The organism is Blautia intestinalis, from assembly GCF_014297355.1.
In the GTDB taxonomy this organism is placed as follows: Bacteria; Bacillota; Clostridia; order Lachnospirales; family Lachnospiraceae; genus Blautia_A; species Blautia_A intestinalis.
In genome coordinates this window covers 39,227-63,315 of the sequence record NZ_JACOQE010000013.1, presented here as the reverse complement: position 1 = coordinate 63,315, position 24,089 = coordinate 39,227, and the positions used below count along the sequence as shown (strand labels likewise).

The 24,089-nt window shown below is 39.3% G+C and carries 29 protein-coding genes and 3 pseudogenes; 10 read left to right on the top strand and 22 right to left on the bottom strand.

The features are described 5' to 3' along the window. Positions 1-34: 34 nt before the first annotated feature. On the top strand, positions 35-1,060 hold the full coding sequence (locus H8Z79_RS14800; protein ID WP_015542414.1) for an XdhC family protein: 1,026 nt from the start codon (positions 35-37) through the stop codon (positions 1,058-1,060). Beyond that, positions 1,057-1,917 carry a TylF/MycF/NovP-related O-methyltransferase gene (locus tag H8Z79_RS14795; RefSeq protein ID WP_118040884.1) on the top strand — a complete coding sequence of 287 codons (861 nt, stop codon included), beginning with the start codon at positions 1,057-1,059 and terminating at the stop codon, positions 1,915-1,917. Before H8Z79_RS14800 ends, H8Z79_RS14795 begins: the two co-directional genes overlap by 4 nt. A gap of 90 nt (positions 1,918-2,007) precedes the next feature. Here the strand turns inward: H8Z79_RS14795 and H8Z79_RS14790 are convergent, their stop codons facing one another. Then, positions 2,008-3,132: an ABC transporter substrate-binding protein gene (locus H8Z79_RS14790; protein WP_015542412.1), complete on the bottom strand. Its 1,125-nt coding sequence runs from the start codon at positions 3,130-3,132 to the stop codon at positions 2,008-2,010. 169 nt (positions 3,133-3,301) lie between these two features. Here H8Z79_RS14790 and H8Z79_RS14785 point away from each other — a divergent pair, with 169 nt between their 5' ends. Genes H8Z79_RS14785 through H8Z79_RS14770 form a run of 4 tightly spaced genes read left to right on the top strand, consistent with a single transcriptional unit; the run spans position 3,302 to position 6,577 of the window. Continuing rightward, positions 3,302-4,345: a FecCD family ABC transporter permease gene (locus H8Z79_RS14785; RefSeq protein ID WP_118040886.1), complete on the top strand. Its 1,044-nt coding sequence runs from the start codon at positions 3,302-3,304 to the stop codon at positions 4,343-4,345. A gap of 4 nt (positions 4,346-4,349) precedes the next feature. Then, positions 4,350-5,147, top strand: coding sequence for an ABC transporter ATP-binding protein (locus H8Z79_RS14780; RefSeq protein ID WP_118040888.1), 798 nt, complete (start codon positions 4,350-4,352; stop codon positions 5,145-5,147). A gap of 24 nt (positions 5,148-5,171) precedes the next feature. Continuing rightward, positions 5,172-6,044, top strand: a complete 873-nt coding sequence (locus H8Z79_RS14775) for a class I SAM-dependent methyltransferase (protein WP_225877020.1) — start codon at positions 5,172-5,174, stop codon at positions 6,042-6,044. Positions 6,045-6,058: 14 nt separating this feature from the next. Then, positions 6,059-6,577, top strand: a complete 519-nt coding sequence (locus tag H8Z79_RS14770) for a nucleoside-triphosphatase (protein ID WP_225877019.1) — start codon at positions 6,059-6,061, stop codon at positions 6,575-6,577. Positions 6,578-6,780: 203 nt separating this feature from the next. On the opposite strand, the gene H8Z79_RS14765 is transcribed toward H8Z79_RS14770, so the two are convergent. The 10 genes and pseudogenes from H8Z79_RS14765 to H8Z79_RS14720 form a co-directional block, all read right to left on the bottom strand. After that, on the bottom strand, positions 6,781-7,023 hold the full coding sequence (locus H8Z79_RS14765; protein ID WP_055307231.1) for a hypothetical protein: 243 nt from the start codon (positions 7,021-7,023) through the stop codon (positions 6,781-6,783). Further along, on the bottom strand, positions 7,011-7,577 hold the full coding sequence (locus H8Z79_RS14760) for a DUF3990 domain-containing protein (protein WP_118040890.1): 567 nt from the start codon (positions 7,575-7,577) through the stop codon (positions 7,011-7,013). Before H8Z79_RS14760 ends, H8Z79_RS14765 begins: the two co-directional genes overlap by 13 nt. Then, on the bottom strand, positions 7,570-7,794 hold the full coding sequence (locus H8Z79_RS14755; protein ID WP_015542407.1) for a DUF3791 domain-containing protein: 225 nt from the start codon (positions 7,792-7,794) through the stop codon (positions 7,570-7,572). The genes H8Z79_RS14760 and H8Z79_RS14755 overlap by 8 nt, the downstream gene beginning before the upstream one ends. A 48-nt stretch (positions 7,795-7,842) precedes the next feature. Next, positions 7,843-8,049: a hypothetical protein gene (locus H8Z79_RS14750; protein ID WP_015542406.1), complete on the bottom strand. Its 207-nt coding sequence runs from the start codon at positions 8,047-8,049 to the stop codon at positions 7,843-7,845. A 57-nt stretch (positions 8,050-8,106) separates the two neighbouring features. Continuing rightward, positions 8,107-8,439: a DUF3784 domain-containing protein gene (locus H8Z79_RS14745; RefSeq protein WP_015542405.1), complete on the bottom strand. Its 333-nt coding sequence runs from the start codon at positions 8,437-8,439 to the stop codon at positions 8,107-8,109. Between the two features lie 52 nt (positions 8,440-8,491). After that, positions 8,492-8,821, bottom strand: coding sequence for a DUF3784 domain-containing protein (locus H8Z79_RS14740; protein ID WP_015542404.1), 330 nt, complete (start codon positions 8,819-8,821; stop codon positions 8,492-8,494). Positions 8,822-8,875: 54 nt separating this feature from the next. Beyond that, positions 8,876-9,271: a DUF6483 family protein gene (locus H8Z79_RS14735; protein ID WP_015542403.1), complete on the bottom strand. Its 396-nt coding sequence runs from the start codon at positions 9,269-9,271 to the stop codon at positions 8,876-8,878. Positions 9,272-9,317: 46 nt separating this feature from the next. Further along, positions 9,318-9,902 (bottom strand): LysE family transporter, encoded by a 585-nt coding sequence (locus H8Z79_RS14730; protein ID WP_118040948.1) that lies wholly within the window; start codon positions 9,900-9,902, stop codon positions 9,318-9,320. 70 nt (positions 9,903-9,972) lie between these two features. After that, positions 9,973-10,224, bottom strand: a pseudogene (locus H8Z79_RS17520) (LysR family transcriptional regulator); the annotation flags it as partial. 127 nt (positions 10,225-10,351) lie between these two features. Then, complete coding sequence (locus tag H8Z79_RS14720; protein ID WP_118040950.1) at positions 10,352-10,519, bottom strand: transposon-encoded TnpW family protein; 168 nt, start codon at positions 10,517-10,519, stop codon at positions 10,352-10,354. Between the two features lie 172 nt (positions 10,520-10,691). On the opposite strand from H8Z79_RS14720, the pseudogene H8Z79_RS14715 reads away from it, so the two are divergent. Beyond that, positions 10,692-11,465, top strand: a pseudogene (locus H8Z79_RS14715) (Archaeal ATPase); the annotation flags it as partial. 4 nt (positions 11,466-11,469) lie between these two features. Here H8Z79_RS14715 and H8Z79_RS14710 read toward each other — a convergent pair. From H8Z79_RS14710 to H8Z79_RS14695, 4 genes are all read right to left on the bottom strand, one after another. Continuing rightward, a complete protein-coding gene (locus H8Z79_RS14710; RefSeq protein WP_015541058.1) occupies positions 11,470-12,834 on the bottom strand; it encodes an MFS transporter in 1,365 nt (454 codons plus the stop codon). Positions 12,835-12,852: 18 nt separating this feature from the next. After that, on the bottom strand, positions 12,853-13,245 hold the full coding sequence (locus tag H8Z79_RS14705; protein WP_118040894.1) for a VOC family protein: 393 nt from the start codon (positions 13,243-13,245) through the stop codon (positions 12,853-12,855). 9 nt (positions 13,246-13,254) lie between these two features. Then, a complete protein-coding gene (locus tag H8Z79_RS14700) occupies positions 13,255-14,283 on the bottom strand; it encodes a zinc-dependent alcohol dehydrogenase (protein WP_118040896.1) in 1,029 nt (342 codons plus the stop codon). 295 nt (positions 14,284-14,578) lie between these two features. Then, positions 14,579-15,781: an ROK family transcriptional regulator gene (locus H8Z79_RS14695; RefSeq protein WP_330421917.1), complete on the bottom strand. Its 1,203-nt coding sequence runs from the start codon at positions 15,779-15,781 to the stop codon at positions 14,579-14,581. Positions 15,782-15,948: 167 nt separating this feature from the next. Here H8Z79_RS14695 and H8Z79_RS17015 point away from each other — a divergent pair, with 167 nt between their 5' ends. Then, complete coding sequence (locus H8Z79_RS17015; protein WP_225877018.1) at positions 15,949-16,860, top strand: transposase; 912 nt, start codon at positions 15,949-15,951, stop codon at positions 16,858-16,860. Here H8Z79_RS17015 and H8Z79_RS17515 read toward each other — a convergent pair. The 6 genes and pseudogenes from H8Z79_RS17515 to H8Z79_RS14660 all read right to left on the bottom strand — a co-directional run. Continuing rightward, a pseudogene (locus H8Z79_RS17515) lies at positions 16,847-16,954 on the bottom strand (recombinase family protein); the annotation flags it as partial. The gene H8Z79_RS17015 and the pseudogene H8Z79_RS17515 sit on opposite strands and share 14 nt — an antisense overlap. Beyond that, positions 16,903-17,076 (bottom strand): hypothetical protein, encoded by a 174-nt coding sequence (locus tag H8Z79_RS17705; RefSeq protein ID WP_330607619.1) that lies wholly within the window; start codon positions 17,074-17,076, stop codon positions 16,903-16,905. The pseudogene H8Z79_RS17515 and the gene H8Z79_RS17705, both read right to left, overlap by 52 nt. Before the next feature lie 82 nt (positions 17,077-17,158). Next, positions 17,159-17,575 carry a hypothetical protein gene (locus tag H8Z79_RS14675; RefSeq protein ID WP_187002912.1) on the bottom strand — a complete coding sequence of 139 codons (417 nt, stop codon included), beginning with the start codon at positions 17,573-17,575 and terminating at the stop codon, positions 17,159-17,161. Between the two features lie 129 nt (positions 17,576-17,704). Then, positions 17,705-17,884: a hypothetical protein gene (locus tag H8Z79_RS14670; protein WP_117889566.1), complete on the bottom strand. Its 180-nt coding sequence runs from the start codon at positions 17,882-17,884 to the stop codon at positions 17,705-17,707. A 114-nt stretch (positions 17,885-17,998) separates the two neighbouring features. Further along, on the bottom strand, positions 17,999-19,633 hold the full coding sequence (gene rlmD, locus H8Z79_RS14665) for a 23S rRNA (uracil(1939)-C(5))-methyltransferase RlmD (protein ID WP_118040918.1): 1,635 nt from the start codon (positions 19,631-19,633) through the stop codon (positions 17,999-18,001). Then, on the bottom strand, positions 19,634-20,575 hold the full coding sequence (locus H8Z79_RS14660; protein WP_015541053.1) for a radical SAM protein: 942 nt from the start codon (positions 20,573-20,575) through the stop codon (positions 19,634-19,636). It abuts the gene before it with no gap. Between the two features lie 218 nt (positions 20,576-20,793). Between H8Z79_RS14660 and ilvB the strand changes: the two genes are divergently transcribed. Both ilvB and ilvN read left to right on the top strand, forming a co-directional pair. Next, the gene (ilvB, locus tag H8Z79_RS14655) at positions 20,794-22,512 is read left to right on the top strand and encodes a biosynthetic-type acetolactate synthase large subunit (protein ID WP_118040920.1); all 1,719 of its coding nucleotides are present in this window, start codon (positions 20,794-20,796) and stop codon (positions 22,510-22,512) included. A 12-nt stretch (positions 22,513-22,524) separates the two neighbouring features. Next, the gene (ilvN, locus tag H8Z79_RS14650; protein ID WP_117943606.1) at positions 22,525-23,034 is read left to right on the top strand and encodes an acetolactate synthase small subunit; all 510 of its coding nucleotides are present in this window, start codon (positions 22,525-22,527) and stop codon (positions 23,032-23,034) included. Between the two features lie 21 nt (positions 23,035-23,055). Here the strand turns inward: ilvN and H8Z79_RS14645 are convergent, their stop codons facing one another. Beyond that, the gene (locus H8Z79_RS14645; RefSeq protein WP_118040922.1) at positions 23,056-24,045 is read right to left on the bottom strand and encodes a nucleotidyltransferase family protein; all 990 of its coding nucleotides are present in this window, start codon (positions 24,043-24,045) and stop codon (positions 23,056-23,058) included. Between the last annotated feature and the right edge of the window lie 44 nt (positions 24,046-24,089).

Sequence of the window (24,089 nt, the reverse complement as noted above, 5' to 3'; positions counted from 1 at the left end):
AATCACTTAATTTAGTTAGGAGGTATTTTATTATATGAGAACATTATTTCAGACAATAAAACAACAATTCCTAGAGGAAAACGATCTTGTACTTGTTTCCGTTACAGCATCCTCAGGGTCTACACCAAGAGGTGCCGGTTCCCGCATGCTGGTCGGAAAAAGCGGCAGAATTTCCGGAACCATCGGAGGTGGAGCTGTAGAATATCGTGCTGAATGTATGGCATTGGATATTCTTGAAAAAAAGGAATCCTGCCAGCATGAATTCCGGCTGAATCATAAAGATGTTGAAAATATTGGTATGATCTGTGGTGGTGATGTTACGGCCTTTTTCCAGTATCTTGATCATAACGATCCGATTATTATGGAAATCACGGAAACTGCGGAAAAATTCTATGAAGAGCGAAAAGATTTCTGGCTGATCTGCGATCTTCTCACCACCTCCGGTGTGAGCCTCTACAGTCCTGCATGCGGTCTCATCGGAACTGCCAATGTTCCTTCTTCTGTATTATCTTCTTTATCTGCAAAGCCACACCGATATCATAGTGAAGATTATGATCTGTTTTCTGAACAGATGGGAACCTCAGGAACTGTCTATGTATTCGGCGGCGGACATGTCTCACAAAAGCTTGTCCCAATCCTTGCAAGCGTTGATTTTCGCTGTGTTGTCCTGGATGACCGGCCGGAATTTACAGATCCTGCTCTTTTCCCGGGAGCAGTTGAAACAATACTTTGTGATTTCAACCATCTAAAGCAGTATGTTTCTATCACAGCTGCTGATTATTGCTGCGTCATGACACGCGGACATTCCTATGATACCATTGTACAGGCACAGCTTCTCGCTACACCTGCATGCTATATAGGCGTCATTGGAAGCCGCGCAAAAAAAGCTGCTGTATTTCGCCGTCTGATTGAAGAATACAACATTAATGAACAAGATTTAAACCGTATCATCTCACCTATAGGACTGGAGATCAAAGCAGAAACACCGGCTGAAATCGCCATTTCCATCACAGGACAGATGATCCAGGTTCGTGCTGACAGAAAGGCTACATCAAAATGATGGCAAAATCAGTATATAAAGCTGTAATATTTGGTGCCGGACAAATTGGACAAATGACAGCAAGACTTCTCAACAGTCCCTGTCAGCTCCTGTGCTTTGCTGATAATGACCCCCATAAACACGGATCCTATATTGGGAATATTCCAGTCTGTTCTCCGGATGCTGCAGTAGCACTTCTCCCGGATCTGGTCATCCTGGGAGTTCTGGATGAAGAACGGCGTAATTCTATGATAAAACAGATGGAAAACCTGGGTTATCACGGACCTTTTCGTGATCCCTCCGTCCTTCGCATGTTTGACGCACGGGTTGCTGTTATGCGTCTTTTATCTGAGCAGATCTATCAATTGGATATTCCGGGAAATGTTGCAGAACTGGGTGTTTTCCGAGGTGATTTTTCTTCCCTGATCAGTGCAGCCTTTCCAGACCGAAAAATCCATCTTTTTGATACTTTTGAGGGCTTTTCAGAAAAGGATATCACAATAGAAGCCTCCGGTAATCTGTCCCGCGCCAAAACAGGTGATTTTTCTTCTACTGATATTGACTCTGTTCTTCATGTTATGCCAGATCCTACACGTACTGTGATCCACAAAGGATGGTTTCCAGATACCTTTTCCGATGTTAGAGATGAAACTTTTTGTTTTGTATCTCTGGACGCGGATCTCTATGCTCCAACTGCTGCTGCACTTCCTCTGTTCTATGAACGCCTGACCACCGGAGGAGTTCTCTTGGTTCACGATGTGTACAGTACACAGTTTTCCGGATGCCGAAAAGCGGTTGGGGAATTCTGTCTGAAAAACCATCTGTTTGCAGATCCTGTATGCGATCTGCATGGAAGCGCAATAATCCGAAAATTATAAAAAGAAACGCCGGAACCGGTATTTACCGGAACCAGCGTTTCTTTTTCGTTTATTTATTGTATAGCCCTTTTTCACGTCCATGCCTAACCTTTATAAAGTTCCTTTCAGAACATTTTGCAACTGTTCATCGGACAGATCAACATGATAAAAAAGATCGAAAAATTTATGTATTTCTTCATTGATATCACATTTAATATATTCCGGATAAATCAATGCTGAGAACCATCGCATACCGATCAGACGATTTGGTCCTGCCGGACGATCCACCCAGCTAAACGGTGCATTCGGAGTTCCATAAACCTTTTGGTCCTGTACTGCTTTTAATGAAGCATAATCAGGATTGCTCAGGATATCTTCTGCTGCAGAACTTCCGCTTTTATCTGCCTTTGGTTCACCATTTACAACAATCACATCCGGATCCCATGCAAGAAGCTGTTCTGCTGAAATCTGAACACGAGATCCATCTCCCAATTCCAGATCTGCAACATTGACTGCATTGATGACATCAAGAATCTGTGCATGCTGGGATCCCCTGGGTGCAGTTTCCAGTGAATCCTCTCCATTACCGAAATATACACTGACTTTCTTTTCTTCTGGAATATCTGAAAGTGCATTAATATCAGTAAATACCTGCTCCGCATACTGGGCAAGCTCTTCTGCATGATCTTCTACACCAAGAAGTTCGCCCATAAAACGAAAAGCTTCCGCAGAATTATTAAGCTCGTTGTCTACTGCAACAACCGGAATTCCAAGGCTTTCTGATAACGCATCGCAATCAGAAACCATTGCATCATTAATCTTTCCACTATTAATAGCAATTGTAGGATTGGCAGCAATTACTGCTTCATAATTGACAGCATCACCCATTCCAAAATTAGGAAGATCCTGATATTTGTCCAGAATAATAGATTTCTCAACATCATTCAGTTCATAATTCCACCCAAGAAGCTTATCCGGTGCAACCATATACAGAAAAATTGCAGCTACAGGACCCGCTGAAAAAACAGATTCAATATTTTCTGCTGTTGGGACAGTTACTTTTCTTCCTGCCATGTCTGTGATCTCACGGGTTTCAGCAGTTTCCTGCGTGGCATCCTGCTCCGCACTCTGCGTCGGCTCTTCAGTAGCAGCTTTCGTCTCAGAATATCCTGTTAAAAGACTGACTGACATCACCAGACATATAAACAGAGCCAAAAGTTGTCTGTGCTTTTTCATAGACTCTCTCCTTTCTTTTCTCCGCATTACTCATAATTGACGCTTATTGAAATTGACTATACAATTTTTAAGTATTATAATGTATATGCGAATAGTTTTTAAAAACAATTCAGTTTTTCTGAGTATAACACTGTAAATTTGATTAGTCAAGTTACAAGGATGAAGGATTATGAATCTGACAGCTAATGAAAAAAATGCCGCCGCTGCCCGACAAAGACGATATGTTCTGCTGTTGGCGGTTATGCTGGTACTTTTGTTTATCATTATAGTACTCTCATTCTGGGTGGGATATTATCCGCTTACACCAGTGCAGGTACTAAATGCATTTTTATCAAAATTTGGTTTTAAAGGAGATATTTTACCCCAGGCAGTTACCATATTCTGGAATATCCGTCTGCCCCGTATTCTGTCTGCTTTATTTATTGGTGCTTCCCTCTCGGTAGCAGGTGCAACCTATCAGGGAATGTTTCGCAATCCACTGGTATCTCCTGATATCCTTGGAGTTTCTTCCGGTGCAAGTCTCGGAGCTGCTTTTGCAATTTTAAACGGATCTTCCAACTGGATGATTCAGCTTTCTGCTTTTGCAGGTGGTGTGGCCGCAGTAGCCGCATCCTATCTTATCAGCCGAAAATCCGCACATTCCCAGACCCTCAGTCTTGTTCTGACCGGAACTATGATCATGTCACTCTGCAATGCCGGTGTCACAATGATCAAATATGTGGCAGACCCCAATGATGTTCTCCAGCAAATTACTTTCTGGCTTATGGGCAGCTTAACCAAAACCACAACCAAATCCTTTTGCTGGAGTGTTCTTCCAATGATCATTGGATTAAGTCTGATTTTTATTTTTCGATGGCAGATCAATCTGCTGACTTTGGATGAAGAAGAAGCCAAAAGTTTAGGAATCAATGTGCGTAAATATCGTCTGATTTTTATAGTCGCTTCCACATTACTCAGCGCCGCTGCAGTCTGTCTTGGAGGATTGATCGGATGGGTCGGGCTGATGATCCCCCATCTGGCACGTGCACTGGTTGGTGTTGATTACAGAAGGCTGATACCTGCAAGTGCGATCCTTGGCGGCGGATACCTGATACTTGTTGATGATATTTCCCGTTCCCTTTTGTCCATGGAACTTCCACTTGGCGTTGTCACAAGTATCATGGGCGCCCCCTTCTTTATCTATCTTATCATCAAACGAAAGGAGCGCGCGTAATTATATGCTTCTGGAAATTGAAAATGTTTTTGGCGGTTACGGCAATGGTGATATTTTAAAGGGTATCAGCTGCAGCGCAGACTATGGTGATGTGCTTTGTCTGCTTGGCCCTAATGGTTGCGGAAAGACCACTCTGTTCCGCATGATATTAGGTTCCCTTCCTGTTTCTAATGGAAAAATAAAGATAGCCGGAAAAAATATTAGTGACTTTACAACCAAAACACTGGCAAATATGATTGCATATATTCCCCAATATCATTCCCCTGTATTTGCCTATACAGTTCTTGATATGGTAATTATGGGGCGTGCTTCTCATTTCTCCGCATTTGAAACCCCAAAAGAGCCTGATCAGGAAGCAGCTTTTGCTGCCTTGGAGAAAGTAAATGCCCTGCCTCTTGCCAACAGGAAATATACTTCCTTAAGCGGAGGACAAAGGCAATTGGTTTTAATTGCCCGTGCAATCTGTCAGTCTGCAAAAATCTTCATCATGGACGAGCCCGCCGCCAATCTGGATTATGCAAATCATCAGCTTCTCATGGAAGTAATTTCAGGGCTGGCCACTCAGGGCTATTGCATTATTATGTCAACACATAGTCCTGAGCATCCCTTTTCCGTGGGAAACAAAGTTCTTCTCATGAAATCCGGAATGGTTATGGGATTTGGCTCTCCCAAAGAAATCATTACATCTGAAGCCTTACAATCTGTTTACGATATTGAAATGGATGTGATAACTACATACGACCGCTATGGCCGTGAACGAACGATCTGTTTACCGGTAAATAGCTCAGCAAAAACATTTTAGGAGAAATGATACATGGACTCTATATTGGATTATTTTATTTCTCTGCAGGAATCTGAGCCTGCAGAATTACCTGAGCGGGCTATAGAAAGATGGAATAAACGTGCAGACTTTTGGGAAGACGCACGCAAAAAGAAAGAAAAAGGTGATGAACGTGTCATCAGCGCAATAAACTACCTGGATTCCAAAGGACTTCTTGAAAAAAATTATGATGTCGCAGATATTGGATGCGGTCCCGGACGGTTTGCTGCTGCATTTGCCAAATATGTACATAAAGTAGTGGGGCTGGATATTTCTGATAAAATGGTTAAACACGGAATGGAACATATCCAAAATGAAGGCTTAAATAACGCTATACTCTATACATGTAATTTTCAGACATTAGATATTGATAAATCGGGGTATACGCATGCATTTGATTTGGTATTCAGTTCCATGACACCTGCAATCCACAATATGGACGGACTGATAAAATCTATGGAAATGAGCAGGGCATGGTGCTGTAATATCACGCATCTTGACAGACGAAATTCACTCAGGGAACAGATCTTACAGGAAGTATTTGGCAAACAAACAGCACCCCAATGGAATGGGCGATGGTTTTTCTCTCTTTTCAATATATTATTTCTGCTTGGATATAATCCTGAAACAAGCTATGAAAAACTCCATCGTGAAACCTGGGTAACTCCGGATGAACAATATATTGATTCCCTCATGGAGCACATGCTTCCTTCTGAAGAATATACACAGGAAAACGCAAATAAAATCATGCAATGGATTCAATCTCACTTAAACAAAGATGGGCAGATCAAGGAAATAACTGATTCCACTTATGGAAGAATTCTCTGGGATGTTCGAAACAAAACAATACGACCTGACTATAGAACTATTATAAAATGAAATGGGACTTTACTATGACTCAACATATATTTTTAACTGGTAAAAAACACATTGGAAAATCTACATTGATCCAAAAGATATTAGATGATTATAAGAAAACCTCTGATGGATTCCTGACTGTCCGCACAAAAAACTATCTGAAGGATCAGTATTCAGTTCATATGTACCATCTAAAAGAGAAGGAGCTCCCAAACGAATCTAATCTTTTGTTTTTATGCGGAAAAACAGATGAACACACTGCCGATACCTTTGATCGCCTTGGATGCAATATTCTTTCCATGTGTTCTGACTGCTCTTTAATTGTTATGGATGAGCTTGGTCCACATGAAGCAGACGCAGCTTTATTTCGGAGAAAAATCCTAAACCTTTTGGATGGGCAGACTCCCATTTTAGGGGTATTGCAAGAACCTGCAGAATCTTTCTGGCCTGAAATCGTAAATCACCCAAAGGTAGAAATCATTATAATTTCTGAAGACAATCGAAATGATTGCTCTTTACTTAATCACATTCAATATAAAATCTCATCTCCTTAATAACTCTGCCCACTCTGTCGTCCTCCTTCTTTTCTGTAAATAAAAAGAACCGGCTTATTCATAAATGCCGATTCCTGGGTATAAAAAAACTGAGGTCATTGTTCCATAATTAAAAGAATCTGACCTCAGTAACTTTTGAAATATTTAGTTATCACAACGATATAATAGCGGTAGTTTTCAACGCATCCAGATATGCATTCATCTCAAATCTGATATCCAGATTTCTTTAACTCTTCCCTATACAATTCAGCTATATATGCCGGACCATTGCACCACAGCTTTGTTTTCTCATCATACAGTGCTTTTCCTGTCTTTGAACATAGAAAATCTGTCAATATCTCTTTTCTGTCCTTGCCCGTTTCTTCTGCAATCTCATCTGTCACCATAGTGATAAGAAGATCTATTGTATAATTCATTTTTTCCTTTGGAATTGTTACTTCAGCCATATCTTCTCACCTTTCACAAATTTCAGACACTTAATAGCGGATTCTGTTTTGAAGCAATATTGATCTTTTAGTTTATTGGGCAGCAACTGTCTGATGCAGAAATCGTCTGCTTCCTTATCTCCTGCTGTCCCGAAAGCCCCGGCAAGGTAAGCAGTAAGGGTAGCGTTTGTTGCATCATCCGCAATCTTTCCTGCAATGATATCATACCTCGCCATTTCACGTTCAACTTCGATAAACATTTTTTTCTTTCGATGAGCTGCAATGCAATGTAACCAGTCTACATCTGCATTTTCAAAAATATGCGTTTCAAGATTTTCTGAAAGTTTGAATTCAAAAGTTGAAATATATCCATACTTCTGTCCCTCTTCAATTGTTCCGGTTGCGATTGCTTTGGCTATTGAGGTTCTCAGGAAACTTTCTGCCTGCTCCTTTGATGTAATCAAATAAAATCCCTGCCCAAAGTCTTTTCTCTTTGCACATTTAGCAAGTTCTGGCTCTTTTACTTCACAATAACTTCCATGATAGAGAACAAATCCATCTTTTAACTCAAGCACTAATCTCTATCCCCTTTCCTTGCAAAAATTCAGTAATATCTTCAAGCACAGCTTCATCGCCTTCACAATGAAAAATTCCATAACATTTTTCTATATATCCAAGAACATCAGCTTCTTTAAACAAGTGGATAATCTGTTCAACAGGTAAATACCACTCTTCTGAAGCAAGCCGGATTAATCTTGTTTGCATGAAAGTAATCTCTGTTTTCTCACTCATAATGAATCCTCCTCATTTTCTTGGTCAACTGAAAGTTAACAAACAAACTCATTTTTTGCTCATTAAACACTTCTTAAATATCCAACTTACAGCAGCTCCAATAACAAAACCTATATTCGCTGTTGTTAAATCACCCTTGAAAGTACCTAGTGCAAATCCTACAACAGCACCTACATACCAATTACTAAAAAGTTTGGCTAATGTTAAAGTATCTTCTTCGTCATTTTTATTTTCATTATGATGTTCTTTGTTCATTTATTCGTTACTCCCTTTGAAAATTTCGAGTTGTTAAAGTCCACAAGTCGAAATTTGTTACCTTCTACATATTGTATTTCCCAAGACAATAATTATCACAACATCAGCTAAAATAATACCCAATGCAATATACACAAAAAATGCCGGTAAAATATTTTCAAACACTCCCATAATTAATAGAAGAATTGCTATAACAGACATTCCAATTCCCATTGTTCTACATAGTTTTTTTTCATTATATTTTGCCTTTTCTTCTTTTGAAGCTGTATTATATCCGGAAATTAACCAACTTCCGTGTCCAGAAATCAAAACTATGGAAAGTACAGCAAATATTATAAATCCAACATATACTACCCAGTCTGGTCCAGTTGATAAGTCTGCCAGTTTCATTTGTATAACACCTCCCACGAAATCCCGATTTTCTTAATTCTACAAATGGAATTTAACGTTCTCTTTTATGTCTATCAATAAGCAACAAAACAAACATAATAAGCCATATCCCCCATGCAATCAAACAACCAATTCCTAGATATTGGATATCTATGATTATTCCAATAATAAAAGGAACTGACATAAACATCATTCTTTTTCCATATGCCTTACACATAGCATTCTCATCGTATTTCTTTCGTTCATCCGCTGATTTCATATTATAACCCGACAAGAAATTAGCAGCTTTTCCTTCTGATTTATAAAACCACATTCCAAACAAAAACATAATCACTGCCATCATAAAGTCAAAAACAATATAGATCATATAATCATAGAACATATAATACAATTTCTCCTTTCAACCAATCACTCTTATCTCTTTGAATTTTCTACATTACTCCTCATCTTTGACCAAACATAGCAAATCAGTATATCCTGACTGCATAAGTAATTGCTTAAAACCAGAAAGCACTTCTTCTTTTGTATAATTGTTATTTTTCAAAAACTCACTATCCTTCTCACTAAGGTATTGGTAGAAAAGAGCTGCTGCCATTACCTCATTTCTGTCTGTATAATCAACGCTATCTAAAAGTATATTCTCTGCTTCGTTAATTTTCCCAGAATCAATCATATCAAGAAAATCTTTCAAATTTTTCCCTGATACTTCATATTTATTTTCTTTTTCAAGTTCAACAGAAACATACTTTTTCCCAAACATTAAAGAAAATAGTACTCTTACCATTTCTTTTATCATTCGCATAATATAGTCTTTTTCGTCTGTGAAATACATTTTTCACCTCCATAACTACCGATTTCTCTGTTTCAAAAACTGGAAGTTATCTCAGCATACTGTATATACATTCTAACAGTGTCAGTGCTAAAATCACATTGATGATTCTGTAATGTTTCAGGTAATATTTTTGAATCAAAACACCCATCCCGATCCAAGTGCCAGTTGCTATTGTTCCGATTGTGGCAATTACAAGCTCGAAGAACAGAAGTACAGCAAATGATGAATTCAAGTCAACAATATATCCCGTCAGCGCTGTAATACCAAACATATAAATTTTCACATTCACGAACTGGAGCATAAAGCCTTTCAAAAAAGAGGCGGACTTCTCAGCACTCTCAGCATGTGGCTTACTGATTGCTATATGAATGGTCAGCCACAGAATATAAGCTGCTCCTATGTATTTCGACACACTTATTAGATTCGGTAAAAACATGCTGACTCCATATACAAATACAGCACACAAAATCTGAACCACATAGTATCCTGTAAAGATTCCAAAAAACAGCGGTTTTCCTTTGTTCCAGCCATAGTTCGTTACAGTATTCAGGGCAAGTATATTTCCAGGACCCGGAGTAAATGCATTAACAATACAATATATCAGAAAATTTCCAATCACATAAGTCGGTATTATCATTGACCACCTTTCTATCAATCATCATATCAGATAGAGGCGTATCATATATAATACCTATTTTATATGCAACGTATCGATCTTCCAACAGTTCCATCTGCTGAATGACTTGCCTTGCATATCCAAGGAATTCCATTCCTTCTTTTGTGAGAGTGATACCTGCATGACTCCGAAGGAAGATAGCAATCCCAATTTCCTTTTCGATTTCTTTTACTGCATTTGAAAGGCTGGGTTGCGAGATAAAAAGCTGTTTAGCTGCTTCTGTAATCGATCCTGTTTCAGCCACAGTCACAATGTATTTTAATTGCTGTACAGTCATTTGTTTTTCACTACTAATTCTAATTTTTCTGATTCCCAAATATAATTTTTAGCATCTTCACACCATCAAATCCCGATTTGTTAATCACATAATATCACACTTCTCCTACAATTACATCTATCTATTTTCATTGCACTTCCACTCTGCTCACTTCTGTCATCAGCATCCGGTTAATCTTCTCCTGCATGGTTTCTTTCGCATCTTCATTGAAGTGATAGCGGACAACATATACCGTCTGTCCGATCTTCTTTGTAAAAATGTGTCCCTGTGTCTTTGTATTCATCATTTTTTCCATAATCATCAAATTCCTTTCTGTTATATGCCCGACAGAGAGAGGTTCGTATTGTCTCTGCCGGAAGTTTATCTGTAAACTGTCAACGTAAATGTCAACATGAGTTTTCAAACTTCTTATGGGATGTTTTTTCCTATCTTCCAAATACATCCCAAGAATTTTTTGAATATCTGTAGGCAATCTTCATCAGAATATTACTGACATGGATTTTATTGACGCTCTGCCGGAAAGCACGGAACAGGAACGTTTCCAAAGGCACAACCGATTCCTGCGTTCTCTGAAATCTGATACTCTGTTGATCATAGATAATTTTAATGTCACTGCTACACAAGACAGCTTTCTGTCAGTAGTATTAAAATATCGCTGCCAGATTTTGTTTACAACCAGAAGCAAACTGGATGAATACTGTACTCTGCCATTAAAAGAAATATCAGATATGAACGCTCTCTTCCAGCTGGCATCAGTATTTTATTCAGAGGCAGACACGTACCGGGCAACAGTTGAAAAGATCATCGAAACTGTTCACTCTCATACTTTTGCTGTGGAACTGGCAGCAAAACTTCTGGAAAATGGAATCTCGACTCCAGACCAGTTATTGACAAGACTTCAGGTGGAAAAAGCATCTTTCCATAACGAAGATAAAATTAAAATAATCAAAGATGGACAAAGCAACAAAGCCACCTATTATAGCCATATCCATACGCTGTTTTCTTTATACACTTTATCTCTTAAACAGCAGGATATCCTGTGTAATATGTGCTTTCTTCCTTCCACCGGTATTTCTGCCCGTATATTTGCCAAATGGCTGGAACTGCCCACACTAAATGAAATCAACGATTTAGTTGAGACTGGTTTCGTTCAGACAACAACACGACGCACTATCTCTCTGCATCCGATGATTCAGGAAATCACTCTTTCAGAGACAAAACCATCTGTAAGTAGTTGCCACAATATCAACCTTTTCTTCCATGTTTCAGTTCCTCCACGATCTCGTTATAACGTTTTTTATTCAGCCGGTAGAAAAATAATACAACTGCCGTCACAATCCATAGTACACCAGGAATCGTCGTAAATGCATGCTTCATAATTGAAAGTACAATTGCATTTTGTGCCTGATTTGCAATATAACCATATTTTCCAAGTAATCCTGCTAAAAGTGCTGTTCCAACTGCCATTCCGATTTTATTTCCAAGTGAAATAAATGCATACTGAAACCCATCATTTCTAAGTCCGGTTTTCCACTCCCCATATTCCACACAGTCTGGAATAATTGCATAGATTGCGGTATTAAATCCAGAGAAAAAAAACTGTGTGAGACCAGATAATGCGTAAAAAATAGCTGGTGATTCTTTGGCATTGAAGAAAAACATAGACAACATGGAAATTCCTGTAAATAAAGCAAAGAGAGATGCCGTTCTTCCTTTGTTATTCAACTTGCGGAATAATGGTTGAAAACAAGCTGCCCCGATGATAGAAGGAATAATGATGCACATCGAATAAGTTGTGTAGTAGGAGGCATTCCCTTCCACATATGTAAAATAATACAGAATATCTGCGTTTCTACCATATAATGTAAATCCAAATAATATCTGTCCTGCCAATGCAAGAAGATATGGTCTATTCTGCATGACTGCTTTCAACTGTACCTTTACAGAAATTTTTTCTTTTTCCGGAGTAATCACCGCCTCTTTCGTCTTCGCAAAGCAGAAAAAATGACAGGCTGTAAAAATACATCCATATATGACCGCAACCGTCAGATATCCTGTCTTTGCACTGTGACTGCCGAATTTGCTGAGCAGTGGAACTGTGATAATATTTAACACACCAATTGCAATCATCGCTGCAACCGAACGAGATGTATTTATTTTTGCACGTTCATCAATATCCTGTGTCATAGCACCACACAAAGTTCCATATGGAATATTCACACAGGTATACCCCAAAACCAGCAGACAATATGTAATTACCATATAAATGATCTTTCCATTCTGCGGCCAGTCAGGTCTTGCCCAGAATGTCATGACAAGAAGAATCGCTGTAATTGGTGCCGCTACTAACAGCCATGGACGGTACCGTCCCCATCTCGATTTTGTTTTATCTGTAAGTCCCCCGACGATTGGATCATTGATTGCATCCCAGAATCTTGAAAAAAGCATAAGTGCTGATACAGCCGCCATACTGATTCCGAACACGTCCGTATAAAATATCATCAGAAAATTACTGACGAACATCCAGCTGAAATTACATCCAACATCACCAAACCCATATGCAATCTTACTAATCAGCGGTACTTTTCCATTTTTGTTTTCGCTTCCCATATGTCCCTCCTGTTTTTATCAGAGTTTCTGACAGAACTCTATTCTTTCCTCATTTGGTCCCTTAATCATAAAAAACTTCACACCATTTTCCCAAAATGGCAGTTCTTCGATTCCATCGGTAATAACTTTGTATTTTTCATTGCAGATTTTCTGATACATACTTTCAATGTCTTCCACATCAAGTGCAACATGCTGGTATGCACCGTCTGACATTGTCGCCTGCCCATTTTCAAAAGTCTCTATACAGTAATTTTTTATCTGTAAAAATGCCACTTTTTCCCCTGCTTTTTCATTATAAGACTGCATAATTACTTCAAATCCAAGACTCTTATAAAACTCAACTGTTTTCTGTAAATCATTTGTCGGAAGCCCGACATGGGCAACTCCGACAATTCCATATTTATTTTTCATATGAACTCCTTACTTTTCACTGACGTTGATAATTACTTTCATCGTTGTCTCGCGGTTATCATCAATATACTGGTATGCCTTCAGATAATCTTTAAAAGCAAATGTCTTTGAGATGAGCGGTTTCAAATGAACTTTGCCCTCATTTACCAGTCTGATTCCATCTATATAATCATCATGGCGGTACATCATCGTGCTCTTAATGTCAAGTTCGTGGTCATTTGCCACTGCAAGATCTACTTCTGCCATTCCTGCAAAAACAGCCACCAGTACGATCGTGCTTCCTTTTCTTGCATATTTAATTGCCTGTCCCATTGTGATATTATTTCCGGCACAGTCGTAGATCACATCCGCCTTATCCGGTCCAAATGCTTCGATCATTGCCTCACCAAAGTCTTTATTTTGGGTATTCACACACACATCAATTCCACATTCTTTTGCCTTTGCCAGTCTAAGATCACTGATATCTGTGATCAGCACTTTCGCTGCCCCCATTCCTTTTGCTGCCTGTGCCACGAGATTTCCAATCGGTCCTGCTCCAAGGACTGCAATATTCATGCCAGCCACATCGCCCATCTGTTTTACACCATGGACTGCCACAGCAAGAGGCTCGATCATAGCTCCTTCTTCATAGGACATATCTTCTGGAATAGCTGTTACTTTAGATATATCCACTGCAAAATACTCAGATGCTGTCCCTGTCGTCTGAAATCCCATTACTTTTAATTCCTCACAGAGATTATACTTTCCATGACGGCATGGATAGCAGTGTCCACAATATACCTGCGGCTCTATCGTCACCTTCTGTCCCACATGAAACTCTGTGACATTTTTTCCAAGTTCTGTAATCTCACCGGAAACCTCATGTCCCTGTGTTACCGGATATTTTGTAAACGGATGTTTTCCATGATAAACATGAATATCTGATCCACAGACACCAATATTCATAATCTTTACCAACACCTGATTTTCCTTTACCTCCGGAACCGGAACCTCTCTGAAAATAATTTCTCCTGGATTTGTCATTATCTGCTGTAACATAATTGTTTCCTCCTTTTTTATATTATTTTATTTTATGTTTTATAAAATATTTTATTAAAGTAATTATATTATTGCCATGTAAACACAATTTGTCAATACGTTTTTTCATATTTTTATATATTTCATAATTTCAAAATACATTTTTTGTATATTTTTAACAATTAACACGCAAAAAAAACGGAAAGGAAACCGTAGTTACCGTTTTCTTTCCGTTTTTTACTATAATATCTTTTTCTAATTTTACACAACTTCTCGTTTTTCACACATATAAAGCGGACATCTGCATTCAAAAAATTTACAATTCTACCATATGTTTTGTAAAAAAGTATTTCGCGGCTCCAACAGCTGACGCTTCTTTCTTATACGAACAATTTTTCAAGTATGAAACATCATGCTCAAAGCCATTATATGCCATCACTTTTTCTCCCAGCGGTATCATATAATCTGACAATACCCCTCCCACATCACCTCCTAGTATGATATCCATATCATATGCCATCCGCAGATTTGATATCAAAACAGCAAGATGATCCAGATACTCATTCCATGTCTGCAAATTTTTTTCATCACCACTTTCAACTTTTTCCATAAATGCATCCAGTGACTGCCTGTTATCTTGTGTCAGTACACTTGCAGCACAATATGCATCCGCACATCCTGATTTACCACAATAACACTTTCTTCCACCGGGAACGAGTATCATATGACCAAACTCCCCTGCTTTCTGGTTCTGCCCTCGAAACAGCTTTCCATCTATGCAGAATGCACCTCCTAAGGTGTGGTTCAAAGACAGATATATCGCATTTGGATACTTTTGCTTTTTTTCTGCAAGCATTGCAGCATTAGCATCGTTTTCAAAATATACTGGAATTTCCAGAGCCTGCTCTAAAAAACGCAGACTATAATTTTCTATCCCTAAAGCATGGGATTTTAAAACGATCCGTTCTTTCTGATCAATAATTCCTGGGATTGCCACTCCAATCCCAAGTAGCGTATCCTTCGCTAATTCGCCTTCAAGAAAAGTTTTGACCTTTTGTGCCACCTCTGTACAATAGGATAACTCTGCCGTAAATTTTAAACGGATGCGATCTTTTTTTATAATCTCATCTCCAAGATTTACTAATACCATTTCTATATGATTCGCTGTAATCAAAATTCCCATTGCATGACAATATGACTTATTAATCCCTATACTTTTTGCCTTCCGTCCACCGGTCGAAGCATATTCCCCAGTTTCCTCCAACACCTTTTTTTCTAACAGGTCATTCACATTTGCTAACACAGTCGGCATACTCAAGTTTAACTCTTTTGCGATTCCCGCCTTGGATGTAACATGATTGTTCAGCACATAATTAATTATTTTTTTTCTTGTTGTATTTTTTTTATCTTTATTTTCCGTTTTCTTATCCTCTTTTATCAAATATATTATAAAAGAATTATATGCTTTTTTATTCTTCTTGTAAAGTAATGTTTTATAATAGGAATTTACATTAAACATAGAAATGTCCCCTTTCAGATTTGACTAATAGAACTTTTAGATAAAGATTAGGGTGTCAAAAGGTTTATTACCTTTGATATAAATTTATACCTTGAAAACTTAACACGATATGTAAAAACATTGGATTCTTTGGTAAAATGTAGGTAGCATTTTATGAGGTGATCCATATGTCTTTTGTTAAAAATGATAATCAACAGCTTACTGTTTTAGACAGTACTTTTAATCTTACAGAACGTGAAAAACGAATGTTAGAAAAATCATGGGCAAAAACTTTTGCTGACAAAGTTTTTCCTGCTATTGATGAAAATATTTTTTCTGTTCTTTACAGTGAAAAAGCATCCAGACCTAATACTCCGGTCAATGTGATTGTTGGGGCACTGATTCTTAAAGAAGCTCTTAATGTTACTGACTATGAGATCGTTGAAGCTATGGCATTTGATATTCGCTATCAGTACGCACTGCACACAACCAGTTTTGAAGAGCAACCAATTAGTGACAGAACCCTCAGCAGGTTTAGAGCACGAGTTCTTTCTTACGAAACAGAGAATGATGTTGATCTTATTCATGAATGTGTTGTAAAAATGGCAAAAGAAATATCTGATTTTATGAACATCACTCCGGATAAACAACGTATGGACAGTTTAATGGTTGCTGCAAATATCAGAAACCTCTCATTGCTTGAATTGTTTTACACTTGTGTTGCTAATCTTTGCAAAATAATGGATGAGCGTGGAACAAAAATTCCGGATGAACAACATCATTATATTGAAAAAGATGATTATAATAAATGCATTTATCACAAGCGGGATATGGATGCAACTGAGAGAACCTTTATCGTGATGAAAGATGCAGATATCTTGATAAAGATTTGTGATTCAACCGGTGATTTTGATGATACAAGTGAGTACCAGCTTCTTATTCGCCTATTAAAGGAACGCACGATCATTGATGATGATGGCTTAAGGCGGCTTCGACCAAAAGAGAAAGTTGAAAATCCTTCTGAAGTATTGCTTAATCCTTCTGATCCAGAAGCTACTTTCCGATATAAAGCATGTGCACGCATCTTGTCTGTTCAATGATATTTTCTCTTTCTATTTCTGCAACCGCAGACAAAACAGAGATTAAAAGTTTTCCACTTGTCTGTGACGAGTCAATTCCTTCTTCAATACAAATACTGCATAAAGCATAACAAGATTGCTCGGCTCAAACTCCCGCAGATAGGATAACAGGTCAATCTGTCGTACCCGTTCAAGCACATCAGGGTCAATCTGCACATAGGGTCGGTTAGTTCTCAATGGATAAAATCACCTCCAGAAAATAGAAATAGCCGAGGGCTTTCGTTAAATGAAAACCTCTCGGCTATGTAAGTTCTATTTGTTATTCTTGTGTTGTTGAATTACTTTTGTCATAACAAAAAGTAGCATTACTCAGATATGGATAATAGTGAAACTCTCCTGAACATATAGCATTAAACATATCTTGCCGATAATCTGAAGTTATGCTTCTATATTTTCGATAAATTAAGTTATGCTCATCTCTTAATTTGTATGTTTCATTATCTTCTGGCTTTAATATGCCTACAATTTCATTATTACAATCTTTAAGCATAATAATCGGATATACTGAATTAAACATTTCAATGCGTTTATCTTCATCATTATCAGCTTCCGAGCCATCACAAACAAGCATAATTTGGTATTGCGGTAATATATTGTTCGCATCTACTTCAATAAAATGATAATGATTTTTTGCATTTTTCAGTTGCTTATAGTCCTCTTCATTTTCAAAAAACATATATAGATGCGTCCTCCTTTCGCATAGATTTAGCCACTTTGTCAAGGTGGCTATGTAAACAGTACCAGAGAACGCAAAAAAGCCGCCTACTCTTAAAATCAATAAGAATAAGCGGCTTTGTAATTTGCCTTAGACATATTCAATTTTCATTCTCTTGGTCGGTGCATTTATGACCTTAAAAATAAGCTCGTCAACACAATCCGTATATCTGCCTTGCTGAATGAGCTGACTTTTTAACTCTACAAGGCTATGTATCAAAAGTTTTCTTTCGTGGCTATCCAAATACAGATGATTAAATTTCTCTCTCATAAGCACACCTCCACTTCTTTAGCTTCATTATATTGGAAAGCAGGGGAAAGGACAAATCTGCAAAAAGGGACAAAAATAAGCGTACCACTGTTTTTAATGATACGCTCATCATTATTAAATTACCTCAAAATGCTTCAACGCATCCTTTATCGCTTCCACTTTCTCCGCTGTCGGATGCTTCCTCGGCTGTTTCAATTCTTCTACCGCATTAGGAGCATCATACATTGGCAAGCCTAAATCTCTCTTTACCTCTGCGATATATGCGGTATGTACTTTGAAGCCGTATTTAGCTTCTATGTACTCCTTTATCATTTTGTAGGTCACTCGTTCCTTGGGCTTGTACTCTTCGGCTCTTTTAGCGATATTATCAAGCGGAACTTTTCCCTCACCTTCGCCAAACTCAACTTTTACGTTGATATGTCCGTCTGGCTTTTTGTGGGAAAGCAGTACTACCGTCTCCACATGTTCGGTCGCCGGGAACATATCAAATGGTACAGCGGTTCTTACACGATAGCCATGCCTGGTAAGATATTTGAGATCTCGTGCAAGTGTAGTTGGTTCGCAGGAAACATACACGATTCGTTTCGGATGTAACGTTACTACAGAAGATAAAAACTTCTCATCACTTCCACTTCGCGGCGGATCCATAAATACAACATCTGCACTTTCACCCTCATCAGCCATCTGTCTCATAAACACACTTGCATCGTTCCGGTAGAACCGTACATTCCTGATTCCGTTCCGCTTTGCATTGACGATTGCGTCTTTGACTGCATCCGGATTCAATTCTACACTGATAACCTCTTTTGCTTTATCACTCGCAATCAGACCGATCGTCCCAATTCCGCAGTATGCATCAATTACACGCTCTTTTCCTGTCAGGCCGGCAAGTTCGATTGCTTTTGCATATAGCTTTTCCGTTTGAACCGGATTAACCTGATAAAAGGACTTTGATGAGATACGAAATGTATGACCACAAAGTTCATCCTCAATGTACCCTTTACCGTACAGTACAGTTTCTTTTTCGCCAAGAACCATACTTGTCTTCTGATCATTGACATTCAAAATAATCGTCGTAATCTCCGGATGAAGTTTACGAAGTGCTTTTACAAAATTGTTTTTGGATGGCAGAATCGGGGAGCCAAGTACAAGAACCACCATCACCTGTCCACTGTGATAACCGGTGCGTATCAGCACATGACGGAATAATCCGTATCCAGTGTCCTCATTATAGGTCTTGATCTTAAATGATTTCAGAAGTCCGCGAATATCGCAGATGATCGCATCTGCTCTCTTATCTTCAATCAGACATTCATCAACGGGTACGATAAAATGCGTTCCCTGCTGGTATATTCCCGAAATCACGGTACCGTCCTTTCGATGGCCGAATACAGCATGTACTTTGTTTCTGTAATGGAACGGATCCTCCATTCCAATGATCTTCTCTGTCCTGCAATATGGCTGAACAAGTTTACTTACATGATTCTGTTTCTTTTTCAGTTGTTTCTCATAAGGCATATCCAGAAGCTGACATCCACCACATTTTCCGTGCACCGGACAAAGTGATTTTTCATTCTTCTTTGAAGTCACTTTTTTAGGCTCAGATTTTTCGTCTGTTATCTTCTTTTGCTTTTTCGCCGTTTCTTTATAAGTTTTCTTTTTCATATATGTGTTGTCTTTTATCTTCTTTTTTTCACTTTTAAAATCTCGTTTCTGTCCAAATTTCTTCGTTGCTTTTTTCTCGGCCATTTATACTCCCTCTCCGTCAAATTCCGGTATAAAACTTTCTTTTGCCGTTTCACCTTCCTGAATAAAACCATTATTCAATCCCAGCGAAATCGCATAATTAATTAGTCTCTCATATTCTCTGTCTGTTACTTTTCGCGATAACTGCGGATCATCTTTCATCGCCGGCATCGGTGTGTACTGATTCATCATGCTTATATAGATTTTATCTCTGTAAGTTTCATACAGATACTTTAATACATTTTTGGAATTTTTTACATGTCCCGGTAATAACAGATGCCGAACGATCACACCTCGCTTCATCATCCCACAGCTGTCAAATTCCGGCATTCCCACCTGCCGAACCATCTCCTCCAGTGCCAGTTTCGCCACCTGCGGATAATCCTTCGCATGAGAATACTTCCCTGCAAGTTCTGGATCCATATATTTAAAATCCGGCAGATAAATATCCACCAGACCATCGAGCATTTTAAGCATCTCTGCTTTCTCATAGCCGCTGCTGTTATATACGACCGGGATATGCAGTTCCTGTGCCTTTGCTCTTTTCAGTGCTTCCGCCACCTGTGGCAGAAACTGTCCAGCCGTCACCAGATTAATATTATTTGCCTTCTGTTCCTGCAGATTCAAAAAAATATCCACAAGGTGTTCGATCGTAATCTGCTTCCCACACTGTCCTCTTGATATGCGTCTGTTCTGGCAAAATCCGCATCCCAGCGAACAGCCTGAAAAAAACACAGCTCCCGATCCTTCTTTTCCGGAAATGCAGGGTTCCTCCCACATATGAAGAGCAGCCCTTGCAACCATCACTTTTGCATCTACGCCACAGAATCCTTTCTTTCCTTCCAGCCGGTTCACGTCACACTCTCTCGGACAGAGCCTGCAGGCTTCCATTAAATGCAGGATCATATCTGTTTCGTTCATCTGATTTTTATCTCCAAATATCATTTTTATGCTTCCTGATACTGCCCATTCTGTCCACAGTATTCACACTTTTTTCTATTCTATCAGAAATTGTGAACATTGACAAATATAGTCTCTTATTTTATAATTATCTCCATAGTTGTACCGCGGATTTTCGGTCCTGAGTGTTTTATATGCTTGGGATTTTTTTATAGACTTTAAAGCAAATTTATCCGCTTTATGGTATAGAAGGAGGTAGTCTATTGAGACAGATTACAGGAAATAAATTACTGGTAAAAGCCTTAAAAGAAGAGGGCGTAACCACCTTATTCGGTTACCCGGGCGCATGCACCATCGATATCAGTGATGAATTATATCGTCAGAGCGGCATCGACATCATCCTGCCGCGCCATGAACAGGCACTTGTCCATGAAGCAGATGCTTACGCAAGAACTACGGGAAAGGTCGGTGTCTGTCTGGTAACCAGTGGTCCGGGTGCCACCAATCTTGTCACCGGACTTGCCACTGCCAATTACGACAGTGTACCGCTTGTCTGCTTTACCGGACAGGTTGCACGGCATCTGATCGGAAATGATGCTTTTCAGGAAGTCGACATTGTCGGCATTACACGTAGTATTACAAAATACGGTGTTACTGTCCGCAACCGTGAAGATCTCGGTCGCATCATTAAAGAAGCCTTTTATATCGCAAGAACCGGCCGCCCCGGTCCTGTCCTGATCGATCTTCCGAAAGATGTCATGGCAGAACTCGGCAGTGCAGAATATCCAAAGAACGTCAATATCCGTGGTTATAAACCAAACACCAGCGTACATATGGGACAGCTCAAGAAGGCTCTGAAGATGCTTCAAAAAGCCAAAAATCCTCTGTTCCTCGCCGGCGGTGGCGTTAACATTGCTAATGCAAATGAAATTTTTACCTCCGTTGTAGAAAAAACTCAGATTCCGGTCGTTACAACCGTTATGGGCCGCGGTGCTATCTCCACGAAGCATCCTCTCTTTATCGGAAATCTCGGCATGCATGGTGCTTATGCTGCAAATATGGCTGTTACCAACTGTGATCTTCTTTTTTCCATCGGTACACGTTTTAACGATCGTATCACCGGTAAACTCCACGAGTTTGCCCCGAATGCCCAGATCGTTCATATCGATATCGACACAGCATCTATTTCCAGAAATATCCATGTAGATGTCCCGATCGTTGCCGATGCTAAAGAAGCCATCACAAAAATGGCTGAATATGTTACTGAATGTAATACGAAAAAATGGCGTGCGGAAATCGATGCATGGAAAAACGAACATCCGCTTACTATGAAGAACCGTCCGCTGATGGGGCCTCTGGATATTTTCAATGAGATCAATAAACAGTTTGACAAAGTGATCATCGTAACCGATGTCGGACAACATCAGATGTTGACCTCCCAGTTCGTAGATATCACTGAGAACCGTAAACTTGTCATGTCCGGCGGACTCGGAACCATGGGATACGGACTTCCGGGAGCAATCGGTGCACAGATTGGTAATCCAGGTACTCCTGTCATCTCCATTTCCGGTGATGGCGGTATGCAGATGAACATTCAGGAACTGGCAACTGCTGTTCTTGAAGAACTGCCAATCATCAACTGCATCTTCAATAATACTTACCTTGGCATGGTACGTCAGTGGCAGAAACTTTTCTACGGAAAACGTTACTCCATGACTAACTTAAGATCCGGTGCACTTTCCCGCCGTACAGACGGACAGGAATATCCAAAATATACTCCGGATTTTATCAAGCTTGCTGAAAGTTATGGTGCAAAGGGAATCCGCGTAACTTCACGTGAAGAAATTGCAGCTGCATTTGAAGAAGCACGTAAAAGCACAAGGGTACCTACCGTGATCGAATTTATCATTGATCCGGAAGAAATGGTTTATCCGATGGTCAAACCAGGAGGAACACTGGCTGATCTGATTATGGATTGTTAGGAGGAATCAAAAATGGATAAAGGAATGAAAACTAGATGGATCTCTCTTTACGTTGAAAATCAGGTCGGTGTACTTTCCAAAATCTCCGGACTTTTTTCCGGGAAGTCCTATAATCTGGACAGTCTTACTGTAGGTACTACAGAAGATCCAACCGTCTCCAGAATGACGATTGCAACCGTCAGCGATGATGAAACATTTGAGCAGATCAAAAAACAGCTCAACCGCATGGTAGAAGTCATTAAAGTCATCGACTTCACCGATGTGTTTGTCCGCATGAAAGAAATTTTATATATAAAAGTACGGAAATGTTCTCCTGCTGATAAAGTAGAACTGTTTCAGATTGCAGAAACCTTCAAAGCCAGAGTCATTGACTATGGCAAAGACAGCCTGCTTCTCGAATTTGTACAGACAGCAACCAAAAATGACGCGGTTGTCAAACTGATCAAAGAAGAATTCAAAAATATAGAAGTGGTACGCGGAGGCAGTGTGGGTATCGAATCCATCAGTATGATGGAACGCTGATACCCCACCGGTCCGCTTTTATCAGTCGATCAGATCGTTCTGAAATCTCGAAAGATGTTCATATGGAAGGATCAGGCGGCCGCGGTACAATCCGCAGCCGTCATTGATCAGACTGTTATTTACTGCCGAAAATATATTCACATCCAATTCGGACAGCTCCAGTCCGAGCAGCTTCATCCCCCGCTCATAAGCTTCATCAAAATAAATGCACTCCCCTTTCGGAATGGCATCTCTTCTGACTCTTTCACTCTCCTGCTTTTTCTCATATCCGAGATGATTGGCAGGTCCGATTTCCGCTATGTCATCCATTGTCTTTGTACGAAGCTGAACCTCCATATAAGACCTTGAACTGTTATCATAAAATGTAATATGTAAAGACTGATATTCATCCGGCTCTGTCCCGCAGATATAATCCCTGTAGTATGGTCGTACATCTTCATTTAAAAGCGAAGAGGTACTTTCTTTTACACCATTTGCCGGTTCCGCCGTAAATCCTCTCTCCTCAAGAAAACCCGGAAGTACATTGGCAATTTCATATAAATATTTCAGTTCTTCCTTCTCACGATCCCCTTCACATTTCAGATGACACCTCGGCATCGCGATCACAATACGATACGCAATGAAATCACGAAAACAACTGAGTCTATTCTTCAGCTCCGTAAGCGACGGATATTGCCCGTGTTCTGTATAATAATTATAAATATACTCTACAACATAACCATTGAACTTTTCTTCTGCACGTATCAGTGACTTGATCCGCCCCCGAAATGTAAACGCAAGAAACGGATATTCTTTTGCCATATATTTATAAAATTCTCTGATCTGTTGAGACTGCGCAGTAAGGAAATCATTATGTTCCAGAAGTTCTCTGATCAGAATCAGGAAATTACAGTGAATCATATCAATTTCATTGTGCGTTTTCTTTGCATCTTTTCTGAGATCATGAATATAATTATGTAAAATACGAAGGATCGTATCTCCTGAATAAAGGTAATCATTTAGCGTAATCATAACTGTCGCCTCCTTCCCCTCATTTTACCAGAAACTGTCACTTT

Bases quoted from the DNA above. Each gene is read 5' to 3' on its own strand.
- H8Z79_RS14800 (WP_015542414.1), top strand. From the start codon at position 35: ATGAGAACATTATTTCAGACAATAAAACAACAATTCCTAGAGGAAAAC.
- H8Z79_RS14795 (WP_118040884.1), top strand. From the start codon at position 1,057: ATGATGGCAAAATCAGTATATAAAGCTGTAATATTTGGTGCCGGACAA.
- H8Z79_RS14790 (WP_015542412.1), bottom strand. From the start codon at position 3,132: ATGAAAAAGCACAGACAACTTTTGGCTCTGTTTATATGTCTGGTGATG.
- H8Z79_RS14785 (WP_118040886.1), top strand. From the start codon at position 3,302: ATGAATCTGACAGCTAATGAAAAAAATGCCGCCGCTGCCCGACAAAGA.
- H8Z79_RS14780 (WP_118040888.1), top strand. From the start codon at position 4,350: ATGCTTCTGGAAATTGAAAATGTTTTTGGCGGTTACGGCAATGGTGAT.
- H8Z79_RS14770 (WP_225877019.1), top strand. From the start codon at position 6,059: ATGACTCAACATATATTTTTAACTGGTAAAAAACACATTGGAAAATCT.
- H8Z79_RS14765 (WP_055307231.1), bottom strand. From the start codon at position 7,023: ATGGCTGAAGTAACAATTCCAAAGGAAAAAATGAATTATACAATAGAT.
- H8Z79_RS14755 (WP_015542407.1), bottom strand. From the start codon at position 7,794: ATGAGTGAGAAAACAGAGATTACTTTCATGCAAACAAGATTAATCCGG.
- H8Z79_RS14750 (WP_015542406.1), bottom strand. From the start codon at position 8,049: ATGAACAAAGAACATCATAATGAAAATAAAAATGACGAAGAAGATACT.
- H8Z79_RS14745 (WP_015542405.1), bottom strand. From the start codon at position 8,439: ATGAAACTGGCAGACTTATCAACTGGACCAGACTGGGTAGTATATGTT.
- H8Z79_RS14740 (WP_015542404.1), bottom strand. From the start codon at position 8,821: ATGTTCTATGATTATATGATCTATATTGTTTTTGACTTTATGATGGCA.
- H8Z79_RS14735 (WP_015542403.1), bottom strand. From the start codon at position 9,271: ATGTATTTCACAGACGAAAAAGACTATATTATGCGAATGATAAAAGAA.
- H8Z79_RS14720 (WP_118040950.1), bottom strand. From the start codon at position 10,519: ATGGAAAAAATGATGAATACAAAGACACAGGGACACATTTTTACAAAG.
- H8Z79_RS14710 (WP_015541058.1), bottom strand. From the start codon at position 12,834: ATGGGAAGCGAAAACAAAAATGGAAAAGTACCGCTGATTAGTAAGATT.
- H8Z79_RS14705 (WP_118040894.1), bottom strand. From the start codon at position 13,245: ATGAAAAATAAATATGGAATTGTCGGAGTTGCCCATGTCGGGCTTCCG.
- H8Z79_RS14700 (WP_118040896.1), bottom strand. From the start codon at position 14,283: ATGTTACAGCAGATAATGACAAATCCAGGAGAAATTATTTTCAGAGAG.
- H8Z79_RS14695 (WP_330421917.1), bottom strand. From the start codon at position 15,781: ATGTTTAATGTAAATTCCTATTATAAAACATTACTTTACAAGAAGAAT.
- H8Z79_RS17015 (WP_225877018.1), top strand. From the start codon at position 15,949: ATGTCTTTTGTTAAAAATGATAATCAACAGCTTACTGTTTTAGACAGT.
- H8Z79_RS14675 (WP_187002912.1), bottom strand. From the start codon at position 17,575: ATGTTTTTTGAAAATGAAGAGGACTATAAGCAACTGAAAAATGCAAAA.
- H8Z79_RS14670 (WP_117889566.1), bottom strand. From the start codon at position 17,884: ATGAGAGAGAAATTTAATCATCTGTATTTGGATAGCCACGAAAGAAAA.
- rlmD (WP_118040918.1), bottom strand. From the start codon at position 19,633: ATGGCCGAGAAAAAAGCAACGAAGAAATTTGGACAGAAACGAGATTTT.
- H8Z79_RS14660 (WP_015541053.1), bottom strand. From the start codon at position 20,575: ATGATATTTGGAGATAAAAATCAGATGAACGAAACAGATATGATCCTG.
- ilvN (WP_117943606.1), top strand. From the start codon at position 22,525: ATGGATAAAGGAATGAAAACTAGATGGATCTCTCTTTACGTTGAAAAT.
- H8Z79_RS14645 (WP_118040922.1), bottom strand. From the start codon at position 24,045: ATGATTACGCTAAATGATTACCTTTATTCAGGAGATACGATCCTTCGT.